18 protein-coding genes and 1 pseudogene are annotated in these 19,439 nt (G+C 63.9%); 5 read left to right on the top strand and 14 right to left on the bottom strand.

What is annotated here, in order from left to right; all coding sequences use genetic code 11:
* Positions 1–77: 77 nt before the first annotated feature.
* Together BST13_RS32215 and BST13_RS32210 are read right to left on the bottom strand one after the other, a co-directional pair.
* On the bottom strand, positions 78–1,769 hold the full coding sequence (locus BST13_RS32215; RefSeq protein ID WP_083169370.1) for a ParB/RepB/Spo0J family partition protein: 1,692 nt from the start codon (positions 1,767–1,769) through the stop codon (positions 78–80).
* Between the two features lie 324 nt (positions 1,770–2,093).
* Positions 2,094–2,639, bottom strand: a complete 546-nt coding sequence (locus tag BST13_RS32210; RefSeq protein ID WP_083169368.1) for a thermonuclease family protein — start codon at positions 2,637–2,639, stop codon at positions 2,094–2,096.
* Positions 2,640–2,955: 316 nt separating this feature from the next.
* Between BST13_RS32210 and BST13_RS32205 the strand changes: the two genes are divergently transcribed.
* The 3 genes from BST13_RS32205 (at position 2,956) to BST13_RS32195 (ending at position 4,459) form a co-directional block, all read left to right on the top strand.
* On the top strand, positions 2,956–3,177 hold the full coding sequence (locus BST13_RS32205) for a hypothetical protein (RefSeq protein ID WP_083169366.1): 222 nt from the start codon (positions 2,956–2,958) through the stop codon (positions 3,175–3,177).
* Between the two features lie 73 nt (positions 3,178–3,250).
* Entirely contained in the window at positions 3,251–4,117 is an 867-nt protein-coding gene (locus tag BST13_RS32200) for an integrase core domain-containing protein (RefSeq protein ID WP_211296241.1), read from the top strand.
* A 54-nt stretch (positions 4,118–4,171) separates the two neighbouring features.
* Positions 4,172–4,459, top strand: a complete 288-nt coding sequence (locus BST13_RS32195) for a hypothetical protein (protein WP_245839896.1) — start codon at positions 4,172–4,174, stop codon at positions 4,457–4,459.
* Between the two features lie 194 nt (positions 4,460–4,653).
* Here BST13_RS32195 and BST13_RS32190 read toward each other — a convergent pair whose 3' ends face one another.
* From BST13_RS32190 to BST13_RS32135, 12 genes and pseudogenes are all read right to left on the bottom strand, one after another.
* Positions 4,654–5,478 (bottom strand): alpha/beta fold hydrolase, encoded by an 825-nt coding sequence (locus BST13_RS32190; protein WP_083169362.1) that lies wholly within the window; start codon positions 5,476–5,478, stop codon positions 4,654–4,656.
* A gap of 27 nt (positions 5,479–5,505) precedes the next feature.
* Positions 5,506–6,345: an NmrA family NAD(P)-binding protein gene (locus tag BST13_RS32185; RefSeq protein ID WP_083169360.1), complete on the bottom strand. Its 840-nt coding sequence runs from the start codon at positions 6,343–6,345 to the stop codon at positions 5,506–5,508.
* Between the two features lie 884 nt (positions 6,346–7,229).
* Entirely contained in the window at positions 7,230–7,874 is a 645-nt protein-coding gene (locus tag BST13_RS32180; protein ID WP_083169358.1) for an FMN-dependent NADH-azoreductase, read from the bottom strand.
* 173 nt (positions 7,875–8,047) lie between these two features.
* Positions 8,048–8,449, bottom strand: a complete 402-nt coding sequence (locus BST13_RS32175; RefSeq protein ID WP_083169356.1) for a Dabb family protein — start codon at positions 8,447–8,449, stop codon at positions 8,048–8,050.
* A gap of 122 nt (positions 8,450–8,571) precedes the next feature.
* Positions 8,572–9,656: pseudogene (locus BST13_RS32170) on the bottom strand (S-(hydroxymethyl)mycothiol dehydrogenase).
* A gap of 168 nt (positions 9,657–9,824) precedes the next feature.
* Positions 9,825–10,709: an LLM class F420-dependent oxidoreductase gene (locus tag BST13_RS32165; protein ID WP_083169354.1), complete on the bottom strand. Its 885-nt coding sequence runs from the start codon at positions 10,707–10,709 to the stop codon at positions 9,825–9,827.
* The gene (locus tag BST13_RS32160; protein WP_158087233.1) at positions 10,706–11,410 is read right to left on the bottom strand and encodes a citrate/2-methylcitrate synthase; all 705 of its coding nucleotides are present in this window, start codon (positions 11,408–11,410) and stop codon (positions 10,706–10,708) included. Before BST13_RS32160 ends, BST13_RS32165 begins: the two co-directional genes overlap by 4 nt.
* Positions 11,411–11,547: 137 nt before the next feature.
* The gene (locus BST13_RS32155) at positions 11,548–12,375 is read right to left on the bottom strand and encodes a CoA-transferase (protein ID WP_083169350.1); all 828 of its coding nucleotides are present in this window, start codon (positions 12,373–12,375) and stop codon (positions 11,548–11,550) included.
* A gap of 11 nt (positions 12,376–12,386) precedes the next feature.
* The gene (locus BST13_RS32150; protein ID WP_158087232.1) at positions 12,387–13,322 is read right to left on the bottom strand and encodes a CoA transferase subunit A; all 936 of its coding nucleotides are present in this window, start codon (positions 13,320–13,322) and stop codon (positions 12,387–12,389) included.
* Positions 13,319–14,140, bottom strand: a complete 822-nt coding sequence (locus BST13_RS32145) for an SDR family NAD(P)-dependent oxidoreductase (RefSeq protein ID WP_083169346.1) — start codon at positions 14,138–14,140, stop codon at positions 13,319–13,321. Before BST13_RS32145 ends, BST13_RS32150 begins: the two co-directional genes overlap by 4 nt.
* A gap of 16 nt (positions 14,141–14,156) precedes the next feature.
* Positions 14,157–14,918 carry an SDR family NAD(P)-dependent oxidoreductase gene (locus BST13_RS32140; protein ID WP_083169344.1) on the bottom strand — a complete coding sequence of 254 codons (762 nt, stop codon included), beginning with the start codon at positions 14,916–14,918 and terminating at the stop codon, positions 14,157–14,159.
* Positions 14,919–14,923: 5 nt separating this feature from the next.
* Positions 14,924–16,087, bottom strand: coding sequence for an acyl-CoA dehydrogenase family protein (locus BST13_RS32135; RefSeq protein ID WP_083169342.1), 1,164 nt, complete (start codon positions 16,085–16,087; stop codon positions 14,924–14,926).
* 341 nt (positions 16,088–16,428) lie between these two features.
* Between BST13_RS32135 and BST13_RS32130 the strand changes: the two genes are divergently transcribed.
* Both BST13_RS32130 and BST13_RS32125 read left to right on the top strand, forming a co-directional pair.
* Positions 16,429–17,442: a beta-keto acid cleavage family enzyme gene (locus BST13_RS32130; protein ID WP_083169382.1), complete on the top strand. Its 1,014-nt coding sequence runs from the start codon at positions 16,429–16,431 to the stop codon at positions 17,440–17,442.
* A 98-nt stretch (positions 17,443–17,540) separates the two neighbouring features.
* A complete protein-coding gene (locus BST13_RS32125; protein WP_158087231.1) occupies positions 17,541–19,121 on the top strand; it encodes an AMP-binding protein in 1,581 nt (526 codons plus the stop codon).
* Positions 19,122–19,439 lie beyond the last annotated feature (318 nt).

Below are 19,439 nucleotides of genomic sequence, written 5' to 3'. Positions count from 1 at the left end.
CCGCCGGCCGGGCCCCCCCCCCCCCCCGCGGGGGGGGGGGGGGGGGGGGGGGGCCCCCCCGCCCCCCCACCGGCTAGCTAGTCGGATTCCTCGGCCGATTCATCGTCGTGGCCCTCGGTGTCGGGCTCGTCGGATTGCAGTGTGGCGTCGTAGACCTCGTCGGCGGTCCGCTCACCGGCGATGATCTGCTCGACGTCGGTCAGCTCGTAGGAATTGGCCACCAGGAATCGCAGGTAGTCGGCGGCCTTGACCTCGTCGTACCCGCGGTAGCGCCAGGCGTCCTTGGGTGTACGGGCCTCCAAGGCTCCGAGCACCAGCCCGAGGGTGATGACCTGTGCCCGACCATCAGCGGTCGGTGCGAGATCGTTGACCAGCTTCTTGAGCTCAGCGGTCGAGTCCACTCCGAGCATCTTCGCGGTCCGGGTCGCGCCGTGAAACTCTTTGATGAGTGCGGGGTCTCGGACCAGGCAGTCGGCGACGAAGATCGCCGCACCTTTCGGCGGCGTTTTGCGCGTGAGCAGCTTGGTCACGAACTCTCGGCGCACGTGTGCGGCTGAGTCGCCCATCCGGTTGAGGATGATGACCTTGCGCCGTTCGCGCCGCAGTTCTGCGTCCCGCTGGGCCGCTGCGTCAGCCTCCGCCTGCGCGGCCTGTGCGCGCATGTCCTCGTCCTCAACGTCTCCGTCCGCATCGGTGAGCTCAGTGACGGCAGCGCCTTCGACCCTGTCCAACAGCTTTTGGCACAGTTGCAAGCCTGCGGCCTGGTAGTCCAGGCAGTACCAGTCGGGCGTGTAGATGGTCGCGTCGACCACCGTGTTGGCGTGGCGCATCCCGTCCTCGGGGGTGGCGTCGATGTCACCACGGGTGGTCCAGTCGACCGTGTCGGGGTCCACGATCTCACCGGTTTCGGCGTCGGCGTGCCCGTCTTCTTCGTAGAGAACGACGGCCCAGTGAACGGGATCGGTGATCGCGGCTTCGGTGGCTGGTTCTCCGTCTGGTGTGAGCAGAGAGCCCAGCTCGACGCACGACAGGTCGCCCCACGCAGGCAGGTCGTCGTGCTCGATAACCCGGTAGCCGCGTTCCGTGAAGTCCTGCACGGCTGCGGCGTACGCGCGGTCGCGTTCCCGCGCCTGTCGGAACTCTTCGACTTTGTAGGCGAACCGGCTGGTGCCAGCAACCGCGATCAGTTTTTCGATCGCGTCGTCGTCGCCGTCGAATTCACTGAGCGCCGCCGCTTCTTCCAAGCTGAGCTGTCCGCTGCCGAGAGCAGTCATCGCGGCATCCGACTTACCTGCTGCCGCAGCGGCTTTGACGGTCTCCCGTTTTACCGACAACTTCTTGGCGACCTTGGTTTGGGAGACTCCGGCATTGAGCATCTGCTGGATACCGCGCACCCGCTGGGCTTCGGTCAGTGCCTTGACCCGGTCGTTGGTGACGATCTGATGCACGATCCGCTCGACGGTCTCCTCGCTGGCGTCGGCAGCACTCGACGGGAGCACATAAACGGGGATGCTGGTCAAACCCAACTCGCGGGCCGCGAGGGTGCGCATCTGCCCGTTGCGCACCCGGATCACACTGGGGTCCTCGGCGCTGCGTACAGCGGTGATCGGCACTAGAACACCGTTCTCGGCGATACTCGCAACAAACGTCTTGTCGAGGGTCGCGTCATCGCGCACGTTGTCATCGATGTCCAGCGTCGCCGGATCGAGGTGTTCGAGCGTGCCGAACTGCTCGGTCTCAACAACTGCCTGGGAGGTGGTGTCGGCCATGTCAGTACCTTCCGGTGAAGTGGGTGACCCGGAGGCCGCCCGTTCTTTTTGCCTTTTGGCACTGAAGATTTGGGCCGGTGTGGGCACGGCGGAGTGCAAGACCCGGGCGCAGAGTTTTCCCAGCGAAGCCACGGGAGCGCCAGCGAGCGCGGCGAGCGCAGGGAAAAGTCTGCGAGCCCGCAGGGCCCGGAGCGCAGCGGAGGCCGGTGTCTAGCGCGCAGCCGAGCCACCGGCCACAATCGGAAAGTGCAAAAGGCACAAGAACATTCACCTCACCGCATGACGCACCCACCGTCGTCGCGACAGAACCCGCGGCAGCAGGTCCTACACGGGCACTGAGTCCGTGTTGCCCCAACATGGCGCGCCCCACAGTCCGGTGTGCTGGTCTTTAGCCGCGGCCTCGGCCGCGGCGAGGTCGTCGAAGCGCTCGACCGGCCGCTTGCCGTAGGTGACCACTTTCGACATGCCGGCACGCACGGATTCCATGGAGAAGTCACGACCGTCTGGCATCCCGATGTAGGCCAATGTCCGACCGTAGCGATCGGTGGCGTCTTGCGTCGGGTCACCGGTAATCGAAACCCGCTGTCCTACAGGGAGAAACGAGGCGGCCCACGTGGTCGACTCGGGACCAAAGCAGCCCACCGACCAGCCTTTGCGGTGCGTCTCCGGCGCGTTGATACCGAGGATCCGAATCCTGAGCCGGCCGCGATCGTCTTGGCGGACGTCCGCGGTGTCGCCGTCGATCACCCGCACGATCACTGCGTTGGTTGCCCCGCCGGCCGGCTGTGCACTTCCGACGAAAGACGGTGAGCATCCGGTCGCCAGAACACAACACGTAGCGGCCGCAGCGGTGGCGCGAAACAAGCTCATACCGTGATTCTTCGGCCGCACCAGCCGTTATTCCACACCCAACATCAGGTTGAAGCAGGCCATGTCGACGGACCCCGGCCGAAGTGTCTTACTCGAACGCATGCTCGATATATTCTCGTTCCACTGACTCAAACTTTTTGGCAGGGTCGCAACGTTGTGGATAACTGCGGCCACGGCTGGAAGGTTGTGGAGATGGCTCGATCGCGACGCACGAAGGTCCCCGCCGCGGACAAGACCCGCCTGGTGCTGGCGGTGCTGGCCGGGGAAATGACCTGCGCTGAAGCCGCCCGGCGCTGCGGGGGTCACCACGGTGACGATGACCCGGTGGAAGCATCAGTTTCTGGAGGCCGGCGCTGAGCGGCTCGAAGAAGTGCCCAGCGGCCCCGCAGGACGGGCCGGTGCCCCCGAACAGCGCCGGCTGCGACAGGAAAACCAGGAACTCAAACTCGCTCTGGCTGAGGCCACTGTGCAGTTGCGGATCTGGCAGCGCGGTGCCGCGCTGATCGATCAGGTCCCTTCCAAGACCTCGAAGCCCTAAGAGAGGCGGCGGGGCTGCCGGTTTCGAGGTTCGCCGCGCTGGCGCCATTCCCGAACGCACCTACAGGCGACGTTTGGCTCGACTACGCGGCGGTAATTCCGTCAAGGGCCCATGGCCGGCGCCGGTGGTCGATCGCATCGAGGCTCTGGCCGCCAAGTACGCCGAGGCGTGGCCGGCGTGGGGGTACCGCAAGATCGCCGCGCTGATGCGCGCCGACGGACATGAGGTGACGAGCTCCTCGGTGGCCCGAGCCCTGCGGCGCCGGGGACTGCTTCTGCCGCAAGGCTTTCGGGCTGACCGCAAATCCTGGGCGGTGCTTCGTCGCAAAGTGTTCGCTGACCCGCCTACCGAACGCAACCGCGTCTGGCAGACCGATTTCTCCGAATTCGAGACCACCAACGGCGGTATCTGGCGGATCAGTGCCGTCATCGACTACGCCACCAAGTACTGCCTGGCCATCACCGTCACCCCAACCAGCCGCGGCATCGACGCGGTGCACTGCGTCCAGCTGGCCATCGACGAAGCCCAACGCGTCCTAGGCCTCGACGATCTACGCGCAGATCGCGGCCTGATGGACGTGCTCGATGCCGACGAAAACATCATCGGCCAGATTCCCGCCCCGATCGCGATCGTTTCCGACAACGGGCCCTGTTACCGCGGCAAGGACTTCCAGGCGCTGTTCGCCGACCACAACGATCCACTGCTGCGGCACGTGCGCACCCGAGTGAAATCTCCTCAGACCAACGGCGTGGTCGAGCGCTTCTTCGGCACCCTCAAATACGAGCACCTGTTCCGCGGCTACATCGGTGACGGCGACAACCTCGACATGGAAGTCCACCGCTTCCGCATCATCTACAACACCATCCGCCCCCACCAAGCCCTCGGCGACCGCACCCCCAAACAGGCCTACCTCGACGACCAAAACCTGCCAAATTCTTGACTCAAGACATCGTCGTGGGAGCCGGAACTCTGCGGGTATCGAACGCTGCACCTGGTGGACCGACCGGTGCTCATCGACACGCTCAAGGCGTTTCCCGCCTTGAGCCGAACACCGAGACGCGACGAGCTGGCAATGCACATCAAAGCTGGCGGGGTGGCCTTTGAAGGCCAGACACCCGGCCGGCAGGTCGCGTGGATTCGCCGCGCGAACGATGGGGCCTGGATGGCCGTGTGCTTAGCACCGGTGTACAGCGGCAACAGACGCTCGCACACGACCATGCAGCTTTGGCTCGAACCCGACGCCATCTCCCCGGTGAACAAGCAGCCACAGAGCCCAAGGTGAGTGGCAGCCCGGCGCGAATCACCGTATGGGTCCGCTCACGTCCATTCATTGGCATCTCAACGAATAAGATCTCGATACCTAAGGCGCCCGCATCGGATCAAGGCACCGGCGACACCACAACGGCCATAGGCGCTCTCGCCAGCCCGAGCCCCCCACGGCGATGTCCGTCTGTCAAACCTCCGCTGCGGCTACTACTAACCGCGGAGGAATTCGAGGAGGTCGGCATTGATGGTGCTGGCGTGCGTGGTTGGCATCCCGTGCGGGAAACCTTCATATGTCATCAGGGTGCCGTTTTGGAGCAGTCTTGCTGACAGCGGTCCGGAATCCGCGAAAGGCACGATCTGGTCGTCGTCGCCGTGCATGACCAGCACCGGCACGGTGATCTTCCTTAGGTCCTCGGTGAAGTCCGTCTGGGAGAACGCCGCGATCCCGTCGTAATGGGCCTTTACGCCGCCCATCATGGCTTGGCGCCACCAGTTTTGGATGATGCCCTGCGAGGGCTTCGCGCCCGGACGGTTAAAGTTGTAGAACGGCCCGGATGCGAGATCTAGATAGAACTTTGAGCGGTTAGCCGCCAGTTGCGTCTGGAGATCATCGAAGACTGATTTCGGGAGACCACCGGGGTTGGCATCTGTCTGCATCATCAGTGGGGGCACTGCGCTCAGGATCGCTGCTTTTGCCACACGGTCCTCGCCGTGGCGTGCGATGTAACGCACCACTTCACCGCCTCCTGTCGAATGCCCGACGTGGATCGCGTCTTGCAGGTTCAGGTGGTCAGTCAGTGCAGCGAGGTCATCGGCGTAGTGGTTCATATCATGTCCGTCGCTTCCCTGGCTGGATCGCCCATGTCCGCGCCGATCGTGTGAAATCACGCGGTAGCCGTGCCGTAGGAAAAACAACATTTGGGTGTCCCAGTCATCGGCGGAAAGCGGCCAGCCGTGACTGAAAACGATCGGCTGGCCGTCACCCCAGTCCTTGAAGAAAATTTCTGTGCCATCTGCGGTGGTGATCGTGCTCATAGCGACTCCTTCGTGTCGGTAGCGGGATTACGTCCAGACGGAGGCAGCGTTGGCAGCGAACTCGGCGAAGGTGGTGGCTGGTCGACCAGTTACAGCCTGGATATCACCGTTGGGCTGGGATCCATTTCCGCTGGCCACTGTGGTAGTCAACAGCCGCAGGATCGCCGCGTAGTCCTCTGGCACGCCGGCGCCAAGCATGGCATCGATCCACGCATCCTGTTCGATGGGGAAGTAGGTGATGGTGCGTCCGGTTGCGGCGGAGATAATCTCTGCTGCCTGCCCGATGGTTAATGCCTCTGGACCTGTCGGCGCATAGGACTTGCCTGCGTGTGCGGCGGGGTCAGCCAGCGTGGCGGCTGCTACGGACGCGATGTCGTCGGTGGAGACAAAGGCCTCGGCGCCGTCGCCATTTGGCACAGCGATTACGTCGTTCACGGGAGTTAGGAAGCTTGTGCTGAAGTTCTGCATGAACCACGAGGGCCGGATGAACGAGTGCGTCAGTCCCGAGCGCGACTCCAAGTCGAGTTCGACGGCGCGGATGACGACCTCGGCCGGGGCGTGTTCCATTCCGTAGGCGCTGAGATAGGTCACGTGGCTTACTCCGGCGCGTTCCGCCTTGTCAAGAAACTCTGAGACGATCGGAGCGTAGTCGGTGCGCATGAGGGGTGAGAGTAGGTAGAGAGCGCCGGCACCTTCGAGTGCTGGTGCATGGGTTGTCGGGTCGTCCCAATCGAACTGGACATCGGTGTCATGCCGCCCGGCAGTGCGAACGCTGACGCCCCGCTGTTTGAGTGCGGCGGCCACGCTAGAGCCGGTTTTACCTGTGGCACCGAGTACCAATACTGGGCGGTCATTAGTGTTAGTCACGACATTATCTTCGCCGCGGCGCTGGATGCGGATCAATGATCGTGCCGCTCAGTTGTTTACGCAATGCGCTCATTTTGCATACGGGTGAACCATTGGGTGGATCACGCGGCAGGTGCGCTAAAGCCGCCTGTGACGGAAGAGGCGGGGATTGGTCGACGGCTAACATCGTGAGGGTCGCGCCCTCCCGTCTAATTTGGGGCCGAGGTCGAGCCAGACGAAACGTTTGGGCTGCCGACCGTGGTCTTGATCACGGGGTGCCTGGTGTTCATGTGCCCTGCCGAACTATTCACGGCACCGTTAGCCTCCGGTGGTCCGTCGTTATTGCGACGTTGACTAGCTAGCTAGACTCACCCCGGAACTACCTTTTCGGCCGGAGCCGGCACCACGCTTGCTGCACATCGCCCCGACCAGCTCGTGCAGGCTCAACCTCTTCGAGCGCCGGTTCGCTGAACTGAGGACCAAGAGGCTACGCCGAGCCACGCAATCCTGTGCCAACTCAACGCTGACATCGGGTGCTGAATCCACATGTGGAGCGACAATCCTCGCCGCTACATCTCGACCAAACTTCCGACCACACCTTCCGGCGTCGGAAGGTTCTGTCAGCGGATTAACGACTCAGGACCCAAACCCTTGGTGCTCGGGCGATGGATATCAGACTTCCAAACCCCTCAGGACAGAGCGGTCCGACTGCCAGCGGACTAACTGCATACCCGCAGCGGCCAGGCTTTTCCCGCGAGGAGCACCTACGCAGGCGCCGCCATTGGTTGCGGCACTGATGGACCGCCTCGGTACTTGATAGCGAGCCGCGCGGCGTGCGCATCTCACCGTGTCGGCAAGATGGATGCGACAGACACGCCTGACCACCTACCGTCGTTTGCCGGGATTTAGGCGACGTTCCCGGCTGACTCCCATAGCGCATCGATCTGAGAGATGGCGCGATCCAGACTTTCCTTGGCCTGTGGCTTCAAGTCGGCCATGTGCGGATAGGTGTCGGCACTGGTCAGCTCTGCTGAAATGAATTGCGGCTGTAGGCCGATCGGCGCAACACCGTGGGGTAACCAGGTCTCAGCGTGGTCCCATCCGTGGCGGGGAGTGCCGGGACCGTAACCCCCACCGCGAGTTTGAATGACGATGAACTCGGTGTCACCGAGGAGTCCGGCGCCATCGGCGCCGATGGCCACACCACGGGCCACAATGTGATCCACCCACGCTTTGACGGTGCTTGGAGGCCCGTAGTTGTACAGCGGCATACCCAGCAGCACGGTGTTAGCCAGCTTGATTTCGTCGATGAGCTGCTGGCTCAGCGCGAACGAGGTGTGCTGGGCCGGGGTGCGTTGCTCGGCGGGTGTCATGCGCGCCAGCCCCGTGCTGGCGTCGAGATGCGGGATCGGGTCGACGGCCAGATCGCGATAGGTGACTGTTCCCTGCGCGTGTGCCGCCTGCCATCGGGCGGCCGCGCGTGCGGTCAGTTGGCGGCTTACCGATTTGTCGCCCCGGACGGAGGAGTCAATGTGGAGGAGGTGGGACATGAGCGTCCTTTCGTTGATCGCACACCCACGCTGGGTGCGGGGCGACTCTGCGGTCGGGCCACCGTCGGCATGTCGGTGGGCGGATGAGTGTTGCCACGTCGCCATAGCGGCCGGGCCAGTTTGTGTGAGGCAGCGGATGGCTCACGTTGAGTCGTGCCGCTGGCGACCGGGTCCTAGACGAATCGCATCTCGGGGACGACGGCCATGAGAGCCCCCCATTCCGGGTACTTGGCCATCTTGCGCTCGTGCAGTGCCGCCACCTTGGCGTTCAGATCCGGGTCCATGTCATCTGACATCTCGGGACCGATCGCCAGCTTCTTGAAGTGGGGGACGATCTGCGGGTCGCCCTCCAGATGTACGGGCTCATAAAGGTAGCGTTCGAAAGCGTTGAGATCCTCGAAGCTGGCGAAGTAGGCGTGTGTCAAGCCTTCGACCGGGTCGCCCAAGTTCTGGCCGACTGCCCCGAAGCTCACCGAGTCGACCGACGCGATCCGCCGCAGGATGGCAAGTACCTCTGCACGCTGCTCTTCGGTGGACTCGTCCTTGAAGCTGAATCGGAACTGATGAACGAACATGATCTCCTCCTACCTTGTTGCGACCCCTACGCTGTTGTCGTCAGGCGCGGCGCGGTGCCCCGCGGCGCTTTTCGAAATCAGCTGGTGTGCAGATGATTCCACGATCGGGTACGGGCCCAGGTTCACAGCACGATCACCGAGCGTAGGACGTCACCGTTGCGTATGGCGCGCAGCGCCTCCTCGACTTGTTCGATCCCGATCCGTTCGGTGACGAATCTCTCCAGTGGGAATCGGCCCTGCCGGTACAGGTCGACCAGTACCGGGAAGTCACGCGCGGGAAGGCAATCGCCGTACCACGATGACTTGAGTGCGCCGCCATGCGAAAAGAAGTCCACGAATGGCATGACGAGCTGCATGTCCCGGGTGGGCTCGCCGACCAGGACCAACGTCCCCGCCAGGTCCCGGGCATAGAAGGCTTGCTTCCAGGTTTCGGGCCGGCCGACGGCGTCAACAACCACGTCGGCTCCGAAGCCGTCGGTGAGGTCTCGGACGGCGGTAACCAGATCGGCTTGTGTGGCGTCAATGGTGTGCGTAGCACCGAGTTCGGTTGCCCATGCCAGCTTGCGGGGGTCGCGATCGATGGCGATGATCTTTGTGGCACCGGCCAGTCGGGCACCCGCGATCGCGGCGCTCCCCACTCCGCCGCAACCGATCACGGCCACCGAATCGCCGTGGCCGACACCGCCGGTATTGACTGCCGCACCGAATCCGGCCATGACACCACAACCGATCAATGCGACCTCCGTTGGATCGGCATTCGGATCGACCTTGGTGCATTGGCCCGCGTGAACCAGGGTCTTCTCGCTGAAGGCACCGACGCCGAGCGCGGCGGTGAGTTTTGTGCCGTCGGGCAGGGTCATTGGCTGGGCGGCGTTCAATGTATCGAAGCAGTACTGTGGGCGTCCCCGCTTGCAGGCTCGGCAACGGCCACACACCGCACGCCAGTTCAGGACGACGAAATCGCCGACCGCCACTGAATCAACACCCTCGCCGACAATTTCAACGGTGCCCGCGGCTTCGTGACCGAGGAGGAAGGGGAACTCGTCGGTGACGCCGCCCTCGCTGTAGACCATGTCGGTATGGCAGACGCCGCTAGCTGCAATGGCTACGACCACCTCCCCGGCCCGGGATCGGGAATGATGATCTCGGACACCCTGACCGGCTCGTCAGAGCTGAGGGCGACGACTCCACGAACTGTCTGGGGCATAGTTGACTATCCGACTTTCTGCGACGACGGGATGGGCGCGTGACACGTTGCCGGGCAAAAAGATTCAGACGGCTGGACAGCCTGTAGGCGTCGGCCGCCATACGCTGAAGGGTTGGCGTTCGGTTGGCGGGTGACCGGTTGTGGCATGTGGCTCGGACCAATTGGGGGTTAGGCGGAGTCTGCGACGAGGTTGAGCTGTTGGCTGATCTGCTCCACCTCGGCGATGATGGCCGACGTCGTGTTGGAGCTGACTGCCATAACTGCGAGTTCGACTCCGGCCTCTGCCAACCCCTGAAGTCGGGCAACGGTGCGTTTGATGTCCTGACTGACGCCGGTTGAGACACTGATCGGAATCTGGTCGATTGAGCGGCCGGCCTGTTCGGCGAACTTGGCGAGTTTCTCCCGCTCAGCAACGATACGCTCAGGCGACGCGCCAACAGCGTGCCAGCCGTCGCCCAAGTGGGCGGCACGACGCATGGCCGCAGTCGACATGCCGCCGACCAAGATCGGTGGCCCGCCGGCGCGGGTCGGTGCGGGGCGGCAGAAGACGGGCCTCACGTCGTAGTGGGTGCCGTGAAACTCCACTGACCGACCGGTCCAGAGGGCACGCATGAGTTGAATCTGCTCGTCCATCCGGCTCCCTCTGCCTTCGAACGTGGCCGACAGGGCCTCGAATTCCTCTCGCCACCAACCGGTTCCGATACCCAGGACCAATCGTCCGCCCGACAGGACATCCAATGTCGCGGTGACTTTTGCGGTGAGGACCGGGTCACGCATCGGCATCACCAGGACGCTGGTTCCCACACGGATGCGCTGCGTCGCACCGGCAACAATGGCCAGGGTGGTGAAGGCTTCGAGGAAGCCATCGTTAGGCTCGAACGGCGTGCCGCCGTCCATGTAGGGATACTTCGTCTCGGAAGTCACAGGTATGACGACGTGGTCGGCGACCCAGACCGAATCGAAGCCGCAGGCCTCGGCGGCTTGTGCGACTGCCAGCACGCCGTCGCGCGTGGCGTCCTGACCCCACTGCGGCAGGTGGATGCCGATCTTCATGACACGCGACCGTGGTCGAGTTCTGTCAGGCTGTTGCCGACATACTCGCCATCTGTGATGTGGCGCAGCGGCCGCCCCTCCTCGATCTCCTCGACGACGTGCGCCATGAGGCCGGGCAGCACGGACAGCACCGCAAGCGCGGTTGTCTGCAGATGCGAGAGCCCGAGGTCCTTACACACCGCCGCGAGTGCGCCGTCGATGTTGATGGGCAGGAATTTGCCGCTGCTCGCCGCGAACGCCATCTGGATAGCATGGAACTGGGCGATCGATTCGCCCGCCAGCCCCAGCTCGGCTGCCAGCGCAAACAGGATGTCGGAACGGAAGTCGCTGGCCTTGTGGGTGGGGTGTCCAAGGCCTGGCAGGCGTCGGCCCTCGGCACGCGCTTCCTGCACGACACGCTCGGCTGCGGCCTCGATGTCGAGGTTCTCGCCGGCTCGGATCGCCTCGGCCCGCTCGAGCATGTGGAAGGAATGTTCGGGGTCGAGTGTGTTCCTGCCTGCCGCCAGGACGCCGCCGGCGACGGCGGGGATGAACTGCGGATTGCCCGATGCGATGTAGCGAGCCGCGGTGATGGTGCTCGCGACGAAGCCGTGGTCCAGAAGGCTGGCTAAGATGCAGTCGATCAGTCGGGTCTCCTCGGCCGAGGGGAGCCGGCCGACCAGCGTGAGGAAGGCGCCTTCGGCGTAGCTCAACTCGCGCATGACTGCCGCGAGTGAGTATCCCCGCAGGTTCACGGTTCCAGGGCCGACCTCGCTCACGCGGGTGGAAAACGCAGCCATGCGTAGTGTCCTTTCATCAGATTTGGGGCGCGGTAGGTAGTGGCGGACAGATGAATCCGTCAGCGGAGCGCGCCCTGCGGGTCGATACGGGTACGCAGGATTCTCAGTTCGTCCTCGGTCGGACCGGCGGTGACGGGGACAGTCTCCGGCGCGTCAAAGGCGAAGCCGGTCTTGGCGCGCACCTCGTCGACCGTGACGCCGGGGTGGGTGGAGTGCAGGACGGCGCGCCTGGTGGTCGGGTCGAACCCGAACACACACATCGGGGTGATGATCGATGTCGGCCCGCCATTGGCCGAGCCTAAGTCGGCCCGCGCCTCCGGCTCGCCCCGGCCGTAGCCGAGCGCGGAGACGAAGTCACACTGTTCGACTAGGACCCGGGGGCTATGGGCCGTGGTCACCAAGTGCCACCGCGAACTCTGGAAGGTCGCGTTGCAGGTGCCGATGGTTCCCGGTCCGCGTAGCGCGAGCGAGTTGTAATTATCGCCAACGCCAATGAGATTGGCGTTGCCGTAGGCATCGATCTGCAGGCCACCGCAGTAGAACACGCCCCGGGCCCGCCGCCGTCGCTGCTCGGCGAGGAGTCGGTCGTGTCGGTAGTACGCTTCGGCCCACCGCATCGCGGACACGTCGGTGATGTACTCGAAGTCCTGGATCACGGGTTCGTTGCGCAGATATGCCTTGGTCATGGCCAGCATCACGGTCATGTTTGGGCCGCGGGTGAGGTGGGCGAGGAGCGCGCCTGCCCGCGGAACGGGCAGGTTGGCACCGACTTCCACCCACTCGCCGTCGCGCAGATCGTGGGCGATGACAGTCGCCATGATCTCTAGCGGCGTCGGGTCGTGGTCCAAAGTGTCGTCTGGGGGACAGATTTCGTGAAGATCCGTCATGTGATGGGCTCCTAGAACTCGTGTAGCGATAACAGTCGGCGCAGGCCGACCCGCTCGAGGTATTCGACGTCGTCGGTGGTGCTGAGGACGTAGTGGTCGAGATAGGCGTCGACGGGTGTGCGAGTGCCGGACCGCAAGAGCTCGCTCGCGGCCTTGAGGTATTCGTCGATGTGGGTGCGGTCGGGCACGTAGTAGCCGTCGGAGGAGAACGGGTGCGCCCCGAACGGGGCGCGCACGACGCCGTCGGCACCGGGAATGGTTGTGGCGGCAGGGTTGGCGCGTACAGACTCCACGGGTACGACGGACTCTACTGAGGCGATTACCACGTCGGCGGCTGCGGCCAGTGCGGTATCTCCGTAGCTGGTTCCGTGGTGCTGCACATTGCCGTACGGGTCGCTGGCTGCAGCATGCAGGAAGCAGACGTCGATGTCGATTGCTGGAACGGCGAGCATCCGCCGACCGGTGATCGGGTCGTTGAACTCGGTGATTGAGGGGTTGACCGTGGGGATGGAGGTTCCGAGGCCCGCGCTCCACGGGTTGAACGGCAAGCACTGGGCGGCGGCGCGTAGCCCAGCGTAGTAGAGCGCTTCGTCTGTCTCGACGATCTCGATCGTTCCGGCCTGTGCGGCATGTCGGTACGCCGGCCCGATGCCGACGAGGCCTTCCGCGCCGATATAGGGCGAGATGACTTTTCGGACGCAGCCCGCGGCGATGAGCAGGTCGATCTCTAGACCGGCGGAGGCGGCGCCGACCACGGTCAGTTCTCGTCTGCCATCGCGAATCAGCTGCCGCACCAGCGTCATTGGATGACCTGAGTTTATGAACCCGCCGATGCCGACGACCATACCGTCGCTCACCTGCGAGGTTGCTCGCTGCGGGCTCATCAGCGCCTGGCGGCGGTCGGCCTTATCCCCAGTGCTGGTGGGAATCGTTGCTACGTCGCTCATTTCACCTGCTCCCACTCGTCCTGGCCCTCTTTGGTGTAGTCGGTTTGGAACCATCGCGGATGGCCGTGGATGGTCTGACCGCCGTCGATCATGACTGCGTGGCCGTTGATGTATTCGGCCTCGTCACTGAGCAGGAACGCGACCGTTGCTGCGACGTTCTCGGGGCGCCCGAGCTTTCCGGTGGGCGTCTCGGATAGCAGTGCCCGGCGTAGTGATTCCTCGCTGAGCATCGGTGCGGTCATGCCGGACTCGACTACGCCCGGCATGACCGCGTTCACGCGGATCCGGTAGACGCCGAGCTCGGCTGCCAGTCCGGTGGCGAGCATCTTGAGCCCGGCCTTGGTGACGCAGTAGGCGCCCAGTAGGTCGCACCACTGCGATGCGCCGCTGGATGCGTTGATGACGATCGATCCGCCGCGTCCGGCGGCAGCCATCACTTGAGCGGCGGCCTGCGTGACGGCGAATGTGCCATTCAGGTTCACCGAGACGTGACGGTCCCAACTGCCCATGTCGGAATCGAGCAGCTTGCCGAACTTGCCGTACCCGGCGTTGGCGAACAGCGCATCGAGGCCGCCGGCTTGTTCGGCGAGACCGTTGACGATGTCGGCCACCTCGTGGTGCCGGCTCTGGTCGAGAGCTGAAGTCCACACTTGTGCTCCAGCGGCGCGGCATGCCTGCGCGATCTCGTCGAGCAGCTCCACCTTGCGGTCGACCAAGATCAGTGACGCGCCTTCTTCCGCCAGCCGAAGCGCCGTAGCACCCCCGATGTCACCGCCTGCGCCGGTGACCATTGCTGTCCGTTCAGTGAACCTCTTCATGGATTCCTCACACCGTTCATTGAGCTGTATAACCTCCGTCGAAATGAAGCGTCGCTCCCGTCATGTAGCTCGATGCGCTACTGGCGAGGAAGACGATGGGCCCGCCGATCTCTGCGGGCGCGCCGAAGCGGCGAAGCGGAATTTTGCGGACCACGCGCTTGGCGAGTTCGGGATCGTCGGCGACCAGCGACGACATGCTGGTGAGGAAGTAGCCTGGCGCCAACGCGTTCACCCGGATGTTCAGGGGGGCGAATTCGAGCGCGAGGGCTCGGGTGAGTCCCTCGACGCCCGCCTTGCTGGCGCAGTAGGCGGCCTGTCCCTTGACCGCCGCGGTGGCGGTGATCGAGGAAAGGTTGATCACTGTGCGAGGAGAGGTGGAATCGCCGGCTAATGCGAACTTTTGGGTGCAGAGGAAGGTGCCGCCCAAGTTCGTGTCGATGACACGGGACCAATCGGCGGCCGTCGTGTCCAGTGCCTTGGCCTCGTGCTCGACGCCGGCATTGTTGACCAATATGTCTAGCCGTCCAGCTTCGGTATTGGTCTCGGCCATGACCTGTGCGACGGACTGCTCGTCGTTGACGTCGAGGATCTTTGCCAGCGCACGGCCGCCCCGATCAGTGATCAATGAGCAGGTGTGGTTGATGGCGTCGAGCGAGCGGCCGGTCACCACCACGAGCGCGCCGGCTTGGGCCAGGGATTGAGCAGCTTCGGCCCCTAGGCCACGGCCGGCACCGGTGACCAGCGCGACCTGTCCGCTCAGATCGAACGCTTCGGGCATGGGGCTCACGGCCGCAGTCCCAGACCGCGGGCGACGACGATTTTCTGAATTTCGGTGGTACCGCCGCCGATCTCGAGGTACTTGGCGTCGCGATAGTGGCGGGCTAGCGGGTAATCATCGGTGTAGCCGTAGCCGCCGTGGATTTGGATCCCTTGGCGGGTGGCACTGACGTAGGCGTCGGTGGCGAACAGTTTGGTGGCCGAGGCCGCCATGACCGCATCCGGATGGTTGCTCTCGATGAGGCGTGCTGCCCTGGCGATGAGCCCGTTGGACGCTTCCAGCGCGATGTGCATATCCACGAGCTTGGCGGCGATCAGCTGGTGGTCGCCGATAGGCTTGCCGAACGACTGTCGTGATTTCGCGTAGCTGAGGGTGCGTTCGAAAACATCGCGCAGACCCCCAGTAGCGATGGCGGCCAAGAAGATTCGCTCGCGCGCGAGCCCTGGTTGCAGCTCAGCCCATCCCCGGTCGACCGTTCCCAAGACGTCGTCGGCGGCTACTTCTACGTTGTCGAAGTAGACCTCACACAGGTCCAGGGCCTTAATCCCGAGCTTGGACAACTTCCTGATGGTCACGCCTTCGCTGCGAGGGTCGATCATCAGCATGGAGATGCCCGCATGCTTGCTCTTGGTGTCGCCGGTTCGCACGGCTGTCACGATGACATTGGCTATAGCCGCGCCGGTAATGAACACCTTCTGCCCAGATACGCGGAACCCGTGGTCGGTTCGGGTGGCCGTCGTGCGCAGCGCCGCGGCGTCTGACCCGGACTCGGGTTCGGTCAGCGCGAACGCGATTAAACCCTTGCCGTTGCTGATCTGTGGAAGCCAGGTCGCCTGTTGCATCGGTGTGCCCAACCGGGCCACCGCATCGGCGCCAAGGACCCACATCGAGAAATAGGCCTGTGCGACGACGAGGCTGTGGCGGGCCAGCGCCTCGTGGAAGGTGATCAATGCGGTGATGCTGGCGCCCGCGCCGCCCAGCTCCTCCGGCACCGGGAGTGCGCTCCAGCCGCCCGCGGCAAGGGCGTCCATTGCCTCGCGTGGGTACGCCGCCTCGCGATCGCACTGCTCGAGGTACTGCGATGTCAGGTATCGCTGCGCGAAGGTGTCGACCGCGTCGCGAATCGCAGCCTGATCCGCTGACGCTTCGTCTGCGGGTACATGCGCCATCGTCTGCCTTTACATGTGAGGCGCCCCAAACCTTGATGGACGTGCGGCGACGTATTCAAGGCTCGGTGGCGGTTGGCCGTCGAGGTAGCAAGCAACGTGCCGCGGCCAAGTGGGTGGGGAAGTCGCGGCACGTGCCCAGATATGACTAACATTTTCTACAGTTTCCGCGCAACCCTCATTCTCATGCCATCTATCTCGGTGAATTAATTGTCTGACACTTGACGATAGTCTGGTGCGGGCCTATGGTCGGCGAGGCGGGCCGCGTTCGGTGGCCTCACAAGTTGCGAGCCCTCCGACAGGGTGGGCTGATCGGGTGCATGTTTGAGAAGGAGTCAGTCGCAATGTCGGACACTGTTCACTGGGATCGGGTCGCTAGAGGCTTGGAGCGCGACCAGTATCGGATGATCTGGCGGCCGTACGGGCTGCCTGAGATCACCGACCCGGAGCACTCACTCTTCCACGACGGCGAGATCCAACCGGCCTGGGACATTCCGCAGAAGATCGTTGTCCAGTCGGCTATTACCGGTGCGTTCTTTACTCGGCACGCAAACCCGAACCAGCCGCAGACCACAGCCGAAATCCTCGAGGCCGCACGCCAGTGCGTCCACGCCGGCGCCAGCGCCATCCACCTCCACGTCCGCGACGACCGTGGCTACAACACGCTCTCCGTCGAGCGCTTCGAAGACGTTGTGCTACCGCTGCGTGAGGAGTTCCCGGGCCTCAGCATCGATGGCTGCTACGTGTGTGCCCTCGCCGGCGAATGGGAGCAGATGAAGATCGCGTTGGACCGTAAGATCCTCGACGCTGTTCCGATCAACACCGCGGCGGTCTACAACGGCGACGCGCTGTTCGCCAAGCCTGCCCCGATGATCCTGGAGAAGACCCGCCTCGTCCTCGAGGCGGGCGCCGCCCCGATCATCGCGGTGTACGCCGATGCCGATGTCGACAATGCCAAGCGATACCTGTTTGCCAGTGGCCTCCTCAAGGCCGGCCAGATCTGGTGCATCCTGCCCGCACTGCCCGGATGTTCCCCGATGAACAACCCGCTGCAGATGATCGACGGCTTGCAGCGGGTGACGCGCGCGATCCGCGACGTTGACCCCGAGGCCAAGATGCTGGTGTGCTCAGCCGGAAGGGCCTCGTCCTACTTGGTCACCATGGCTGCCATGATGGGTCTGCACATCCGTGTCGGTATGGAGGACACGGTCTGGCGGTGGCCGCACCGGCAGGAGAAGATCGAATCGAACCTTCAAGCGTTCGAGACGGCGCGCGACGTCGTCACTTTGCTCGGCCGCGACGTCGCGACTCCCGCCGAATACCGCGAGATCATGGGCCTGGCATGTGTCACTGCCTGACGCCGTCGCCTGCGTCGCCCGGCGTTAAACCTAAGCTGCGCGACAACGGCGCCGAGTAGCAGGCAACGATGGTCCCTCACGCACCTGAGCTACGGTCTGTGCCAGCTCTGCTTGCACTGCATGCCCGACTGCGAGGCTCACACGCACTGCTGCTCGACGAATTCGGGGAGATGACGTATGCGGCGGCGTACCACGACGCGGTCGCCCTGGGCGCCGCGCTAGCTCATCTCGGCGTTAAGCGCGGCGACCGGGTAGCCATCATGCTGCCAAATCGCCGGGAGTTCGTGGTCAGCTGGTTCGGGGTCGCCACGATCGGTGCGGTCGAGGTCCCGGTCAGCCCCAACAACAGCGCTGAGCGCCTGGCCCACATTCTCAATCATTCTCAATGCCGCGTCTTGGTGCTGCAGGCCTCAGATCTCGACCAACTCGTGGCGGTGGCTCACGCACTGAGCCACCTTGAGCACATTGTCGTGCTTGATGGTCTGCCCGAGCCGATTCCCGCGGGCTTTCCGTTCGAGCTTCACGAATGGGCACCGGGCGTTGTAGACGAGCGCCCAGTAGCCGTGTCTGAGGTCGAACTGCCCGCGGTGGCCATGTGGGATCAGGCGGTGGTGATGTACACCTCCGGGTCGACGGGCCCGGCAAAAGGGGCGATGATCAGCCACGGCCACCACTACATGAGCGCCTACCAGGCGATTGTCAGCGCAGGCATAACAGCCGACGACATCATCTACGTCGCGACACCGCTGCACCACAACATGGCCCAAGCGTATGGCGTCATGCCGGCCCTAGTATCCGGAGCAACGGTGCATCTAGCCACCCGGTTCAACAGGGAATCGTTCTGGGCCGACATCAACACCTCCGGGGCGACCATCCTGCCCTTCGTAGGGGCCATGCTGGTGTTGCTCGCAAAAAGCCCGGAGACCGCCGGTGACGCGGACAACACACTGCGAGTCGGGTTCGGCGTGCCGATTCCCGCAGGCATCAAACGACCGTTCGAGGAGCGTTTCGGCCTGCAGCTGATGCACTGCTATGGCTCAACGGAAGCCTCGATCGTGGCGTGGAATACCGACGAGAACGACACCAGCAACGCCGTGGGTCGCATCTTTGATGGCTACCACGTTCGTATTGTCGACGGCAACGATCTACCCGTCGCTGTCGGTGAGATCGGCGAGATCTGTGTTCGGGCCGACGAGCCGTACGCGATGTTCAGTGGCTACCTCAACGACCCAGCCAAGACCGCCGAGTCAACCCGCAACCTGTGGTTCCACACCGGTGACCGCGGCTGGCTCGACGACGAGGATCGTCTGTGGTTCTCCGATCGGATCGGTGATGTCATCAGGCACAAGGGCGAGAACATCAGCGCTTACGAGATCGAGCAGCTGTTCGTCAATCACCCTGCCGTGTCGCTGGCGGCCGCCTACGGTGTGCCCTCGGACCTCGGGGATGAGGAGATTGCCATCGCGATCATCACCCGGCCGGGCCACGACCTAAGTGCCGCGGAACTATTCGGATGGTGCAACACCGCTGTGCCCCGATACATGCGCCCGCGGTATATCGATCTCGTCGAGGAACTACCGCTGACCACGACCGGGAAGGTCGAGAAGTACAAGCTACGCCAACGCGGTATATCCAGCACTGCATTTGATGCGCGGCGCCCACCCGGGACGACCAGTTGAAGCCTTCCTACTCCACGACGCCGCCCGGCCCGGCCACGAGGGGCATCGAGCTAGATGCGCGTCACCGCCCGCCGGCGCCACCGAGGCCCGGCCCGAGCGCTGCTCCACCTCGCTGGTCGCTCACTTCCACCGCTGATCACTTGTGGGCGGTGCCGGTGCGTGGCCGCTGGGCTTATCTGCCGCGGCGGTGGCGGGATGCGTCAATGCTGCTAACGGCGATGCCAGCAAGATCTACACCGGCATGATTACAACCGCAAACGGTGCCACCACGCTGTTCGCCGCACTACACGCGTTGACCCGAACGGTGGTCGGCTCCTA

This window comes from Mycobacterium aquaticum (assembly GCF_002086485.1).
GTDB classification, from domain to species: Bacteria; Actinomycetota; Actinomycetes; order Mycobacteriales; family Mycobacteriaceae; genus Mycobacterium; species Mycobacterium aquaticum.
This window is presented reverse-complemented; position numbering and strand designations above follow the sequence as displayed.

Coding starts and splice junctions, on each gene's coding strand:
- BST13_RS32130 (WP_083169382.1), top strand. CDS start 16,429: ATGTCGGACACTGTTCACTGGGATCGGGTCGCTAGAGGCTTGGAGCGC.
- BST13_RS32180 (WP_083169358.1), bottom strand. CDS start 7,874: ATGTCCCACCTCCTCCACATTGACTCCTCCGTCCGGGGCGACAAATCG.
- BST13_RS32190 (WP_083169362.1), bottom strand. CDS start 5,478: ATGAGCACGATCACCACCGCAGATGGCACAGAAATTTTCTTCAAGGAC.
- BST13_RS32160 (WP_158087233.1), bottom strand. CDS start 11,410: ATGCGCGAGTTGAGCTACGCCGAAGGCGCCTTCCTCACGCTGGTCGGC.
- BST13_RS32135 (WP_083169342.1), bottom strand. CDS start 16,087: ATGGCGCATGTACCCGCAGACGAAGCGTCAGCGGATCAGGCTGCGATT.
- BST13_RS32205 (WP_083169366.1), top strand. CDS start 2,956: ATGACCCGGTGGAAGCATCAGTTTCTGGAGGCCGGCGCTGAGCGGCTC.
- BST13_RS32215 (WP_083169370.1), bottom strand. CDS start 1,769: ATGGCCGACACCACCTCCCAGGCAGTTGTTGAGACCGAGCAGTTCGGC.
- BST13_RS32145 (WP_083169346.1), bottom strand. CDS start 14,140: ATGAAGAGGTTCACTGAACGGACAGCAATGGTCACCGGCGCAGGCGGT.
- BST13_RS32140 (WP_083169344.1), bottom strand. CDS start 14,918: ATGCCCGAAGCGTTCGATCTGAGCGGACAGGTCGCGCTGGTCACCGGT.
- BST13_RS32155 (WP_083169350.1), bottom strand. CDS start 12,375: ATGACGGATCTTCACGAAATCTGTCCCCCAGACGACACTTTGGACCAC.
- BST13_RS32175 (WP_083169356.1), bottom strand. CDS start 8,449: ATGTTCGTTCATCAGTTCCGATTCAGCTTCAAGGACGAGTCCACCGAA.
- BST13_RS32165 (WP_083169354.1), bottom strand. CDS start 10,709: ATGAAGATCGGCATCCACCTGCCGCAGTGGGGTCAGGACGCCACGCGC.
- BST13_RS32210 (WP_083169368.1), bottom strand. CDS start 2,639: ATGAGCTTGTTTCGCGCCACCGCTGCGGCCGCTACGTGTTGTGTTCTG.
- BST13_RS32150 (WP_158087232.1), bottom strand. CDS start 13,322: ATGAGCGACGTAGCAACGATTCCCACCAGCACTGGGGATAAGGCCGAC.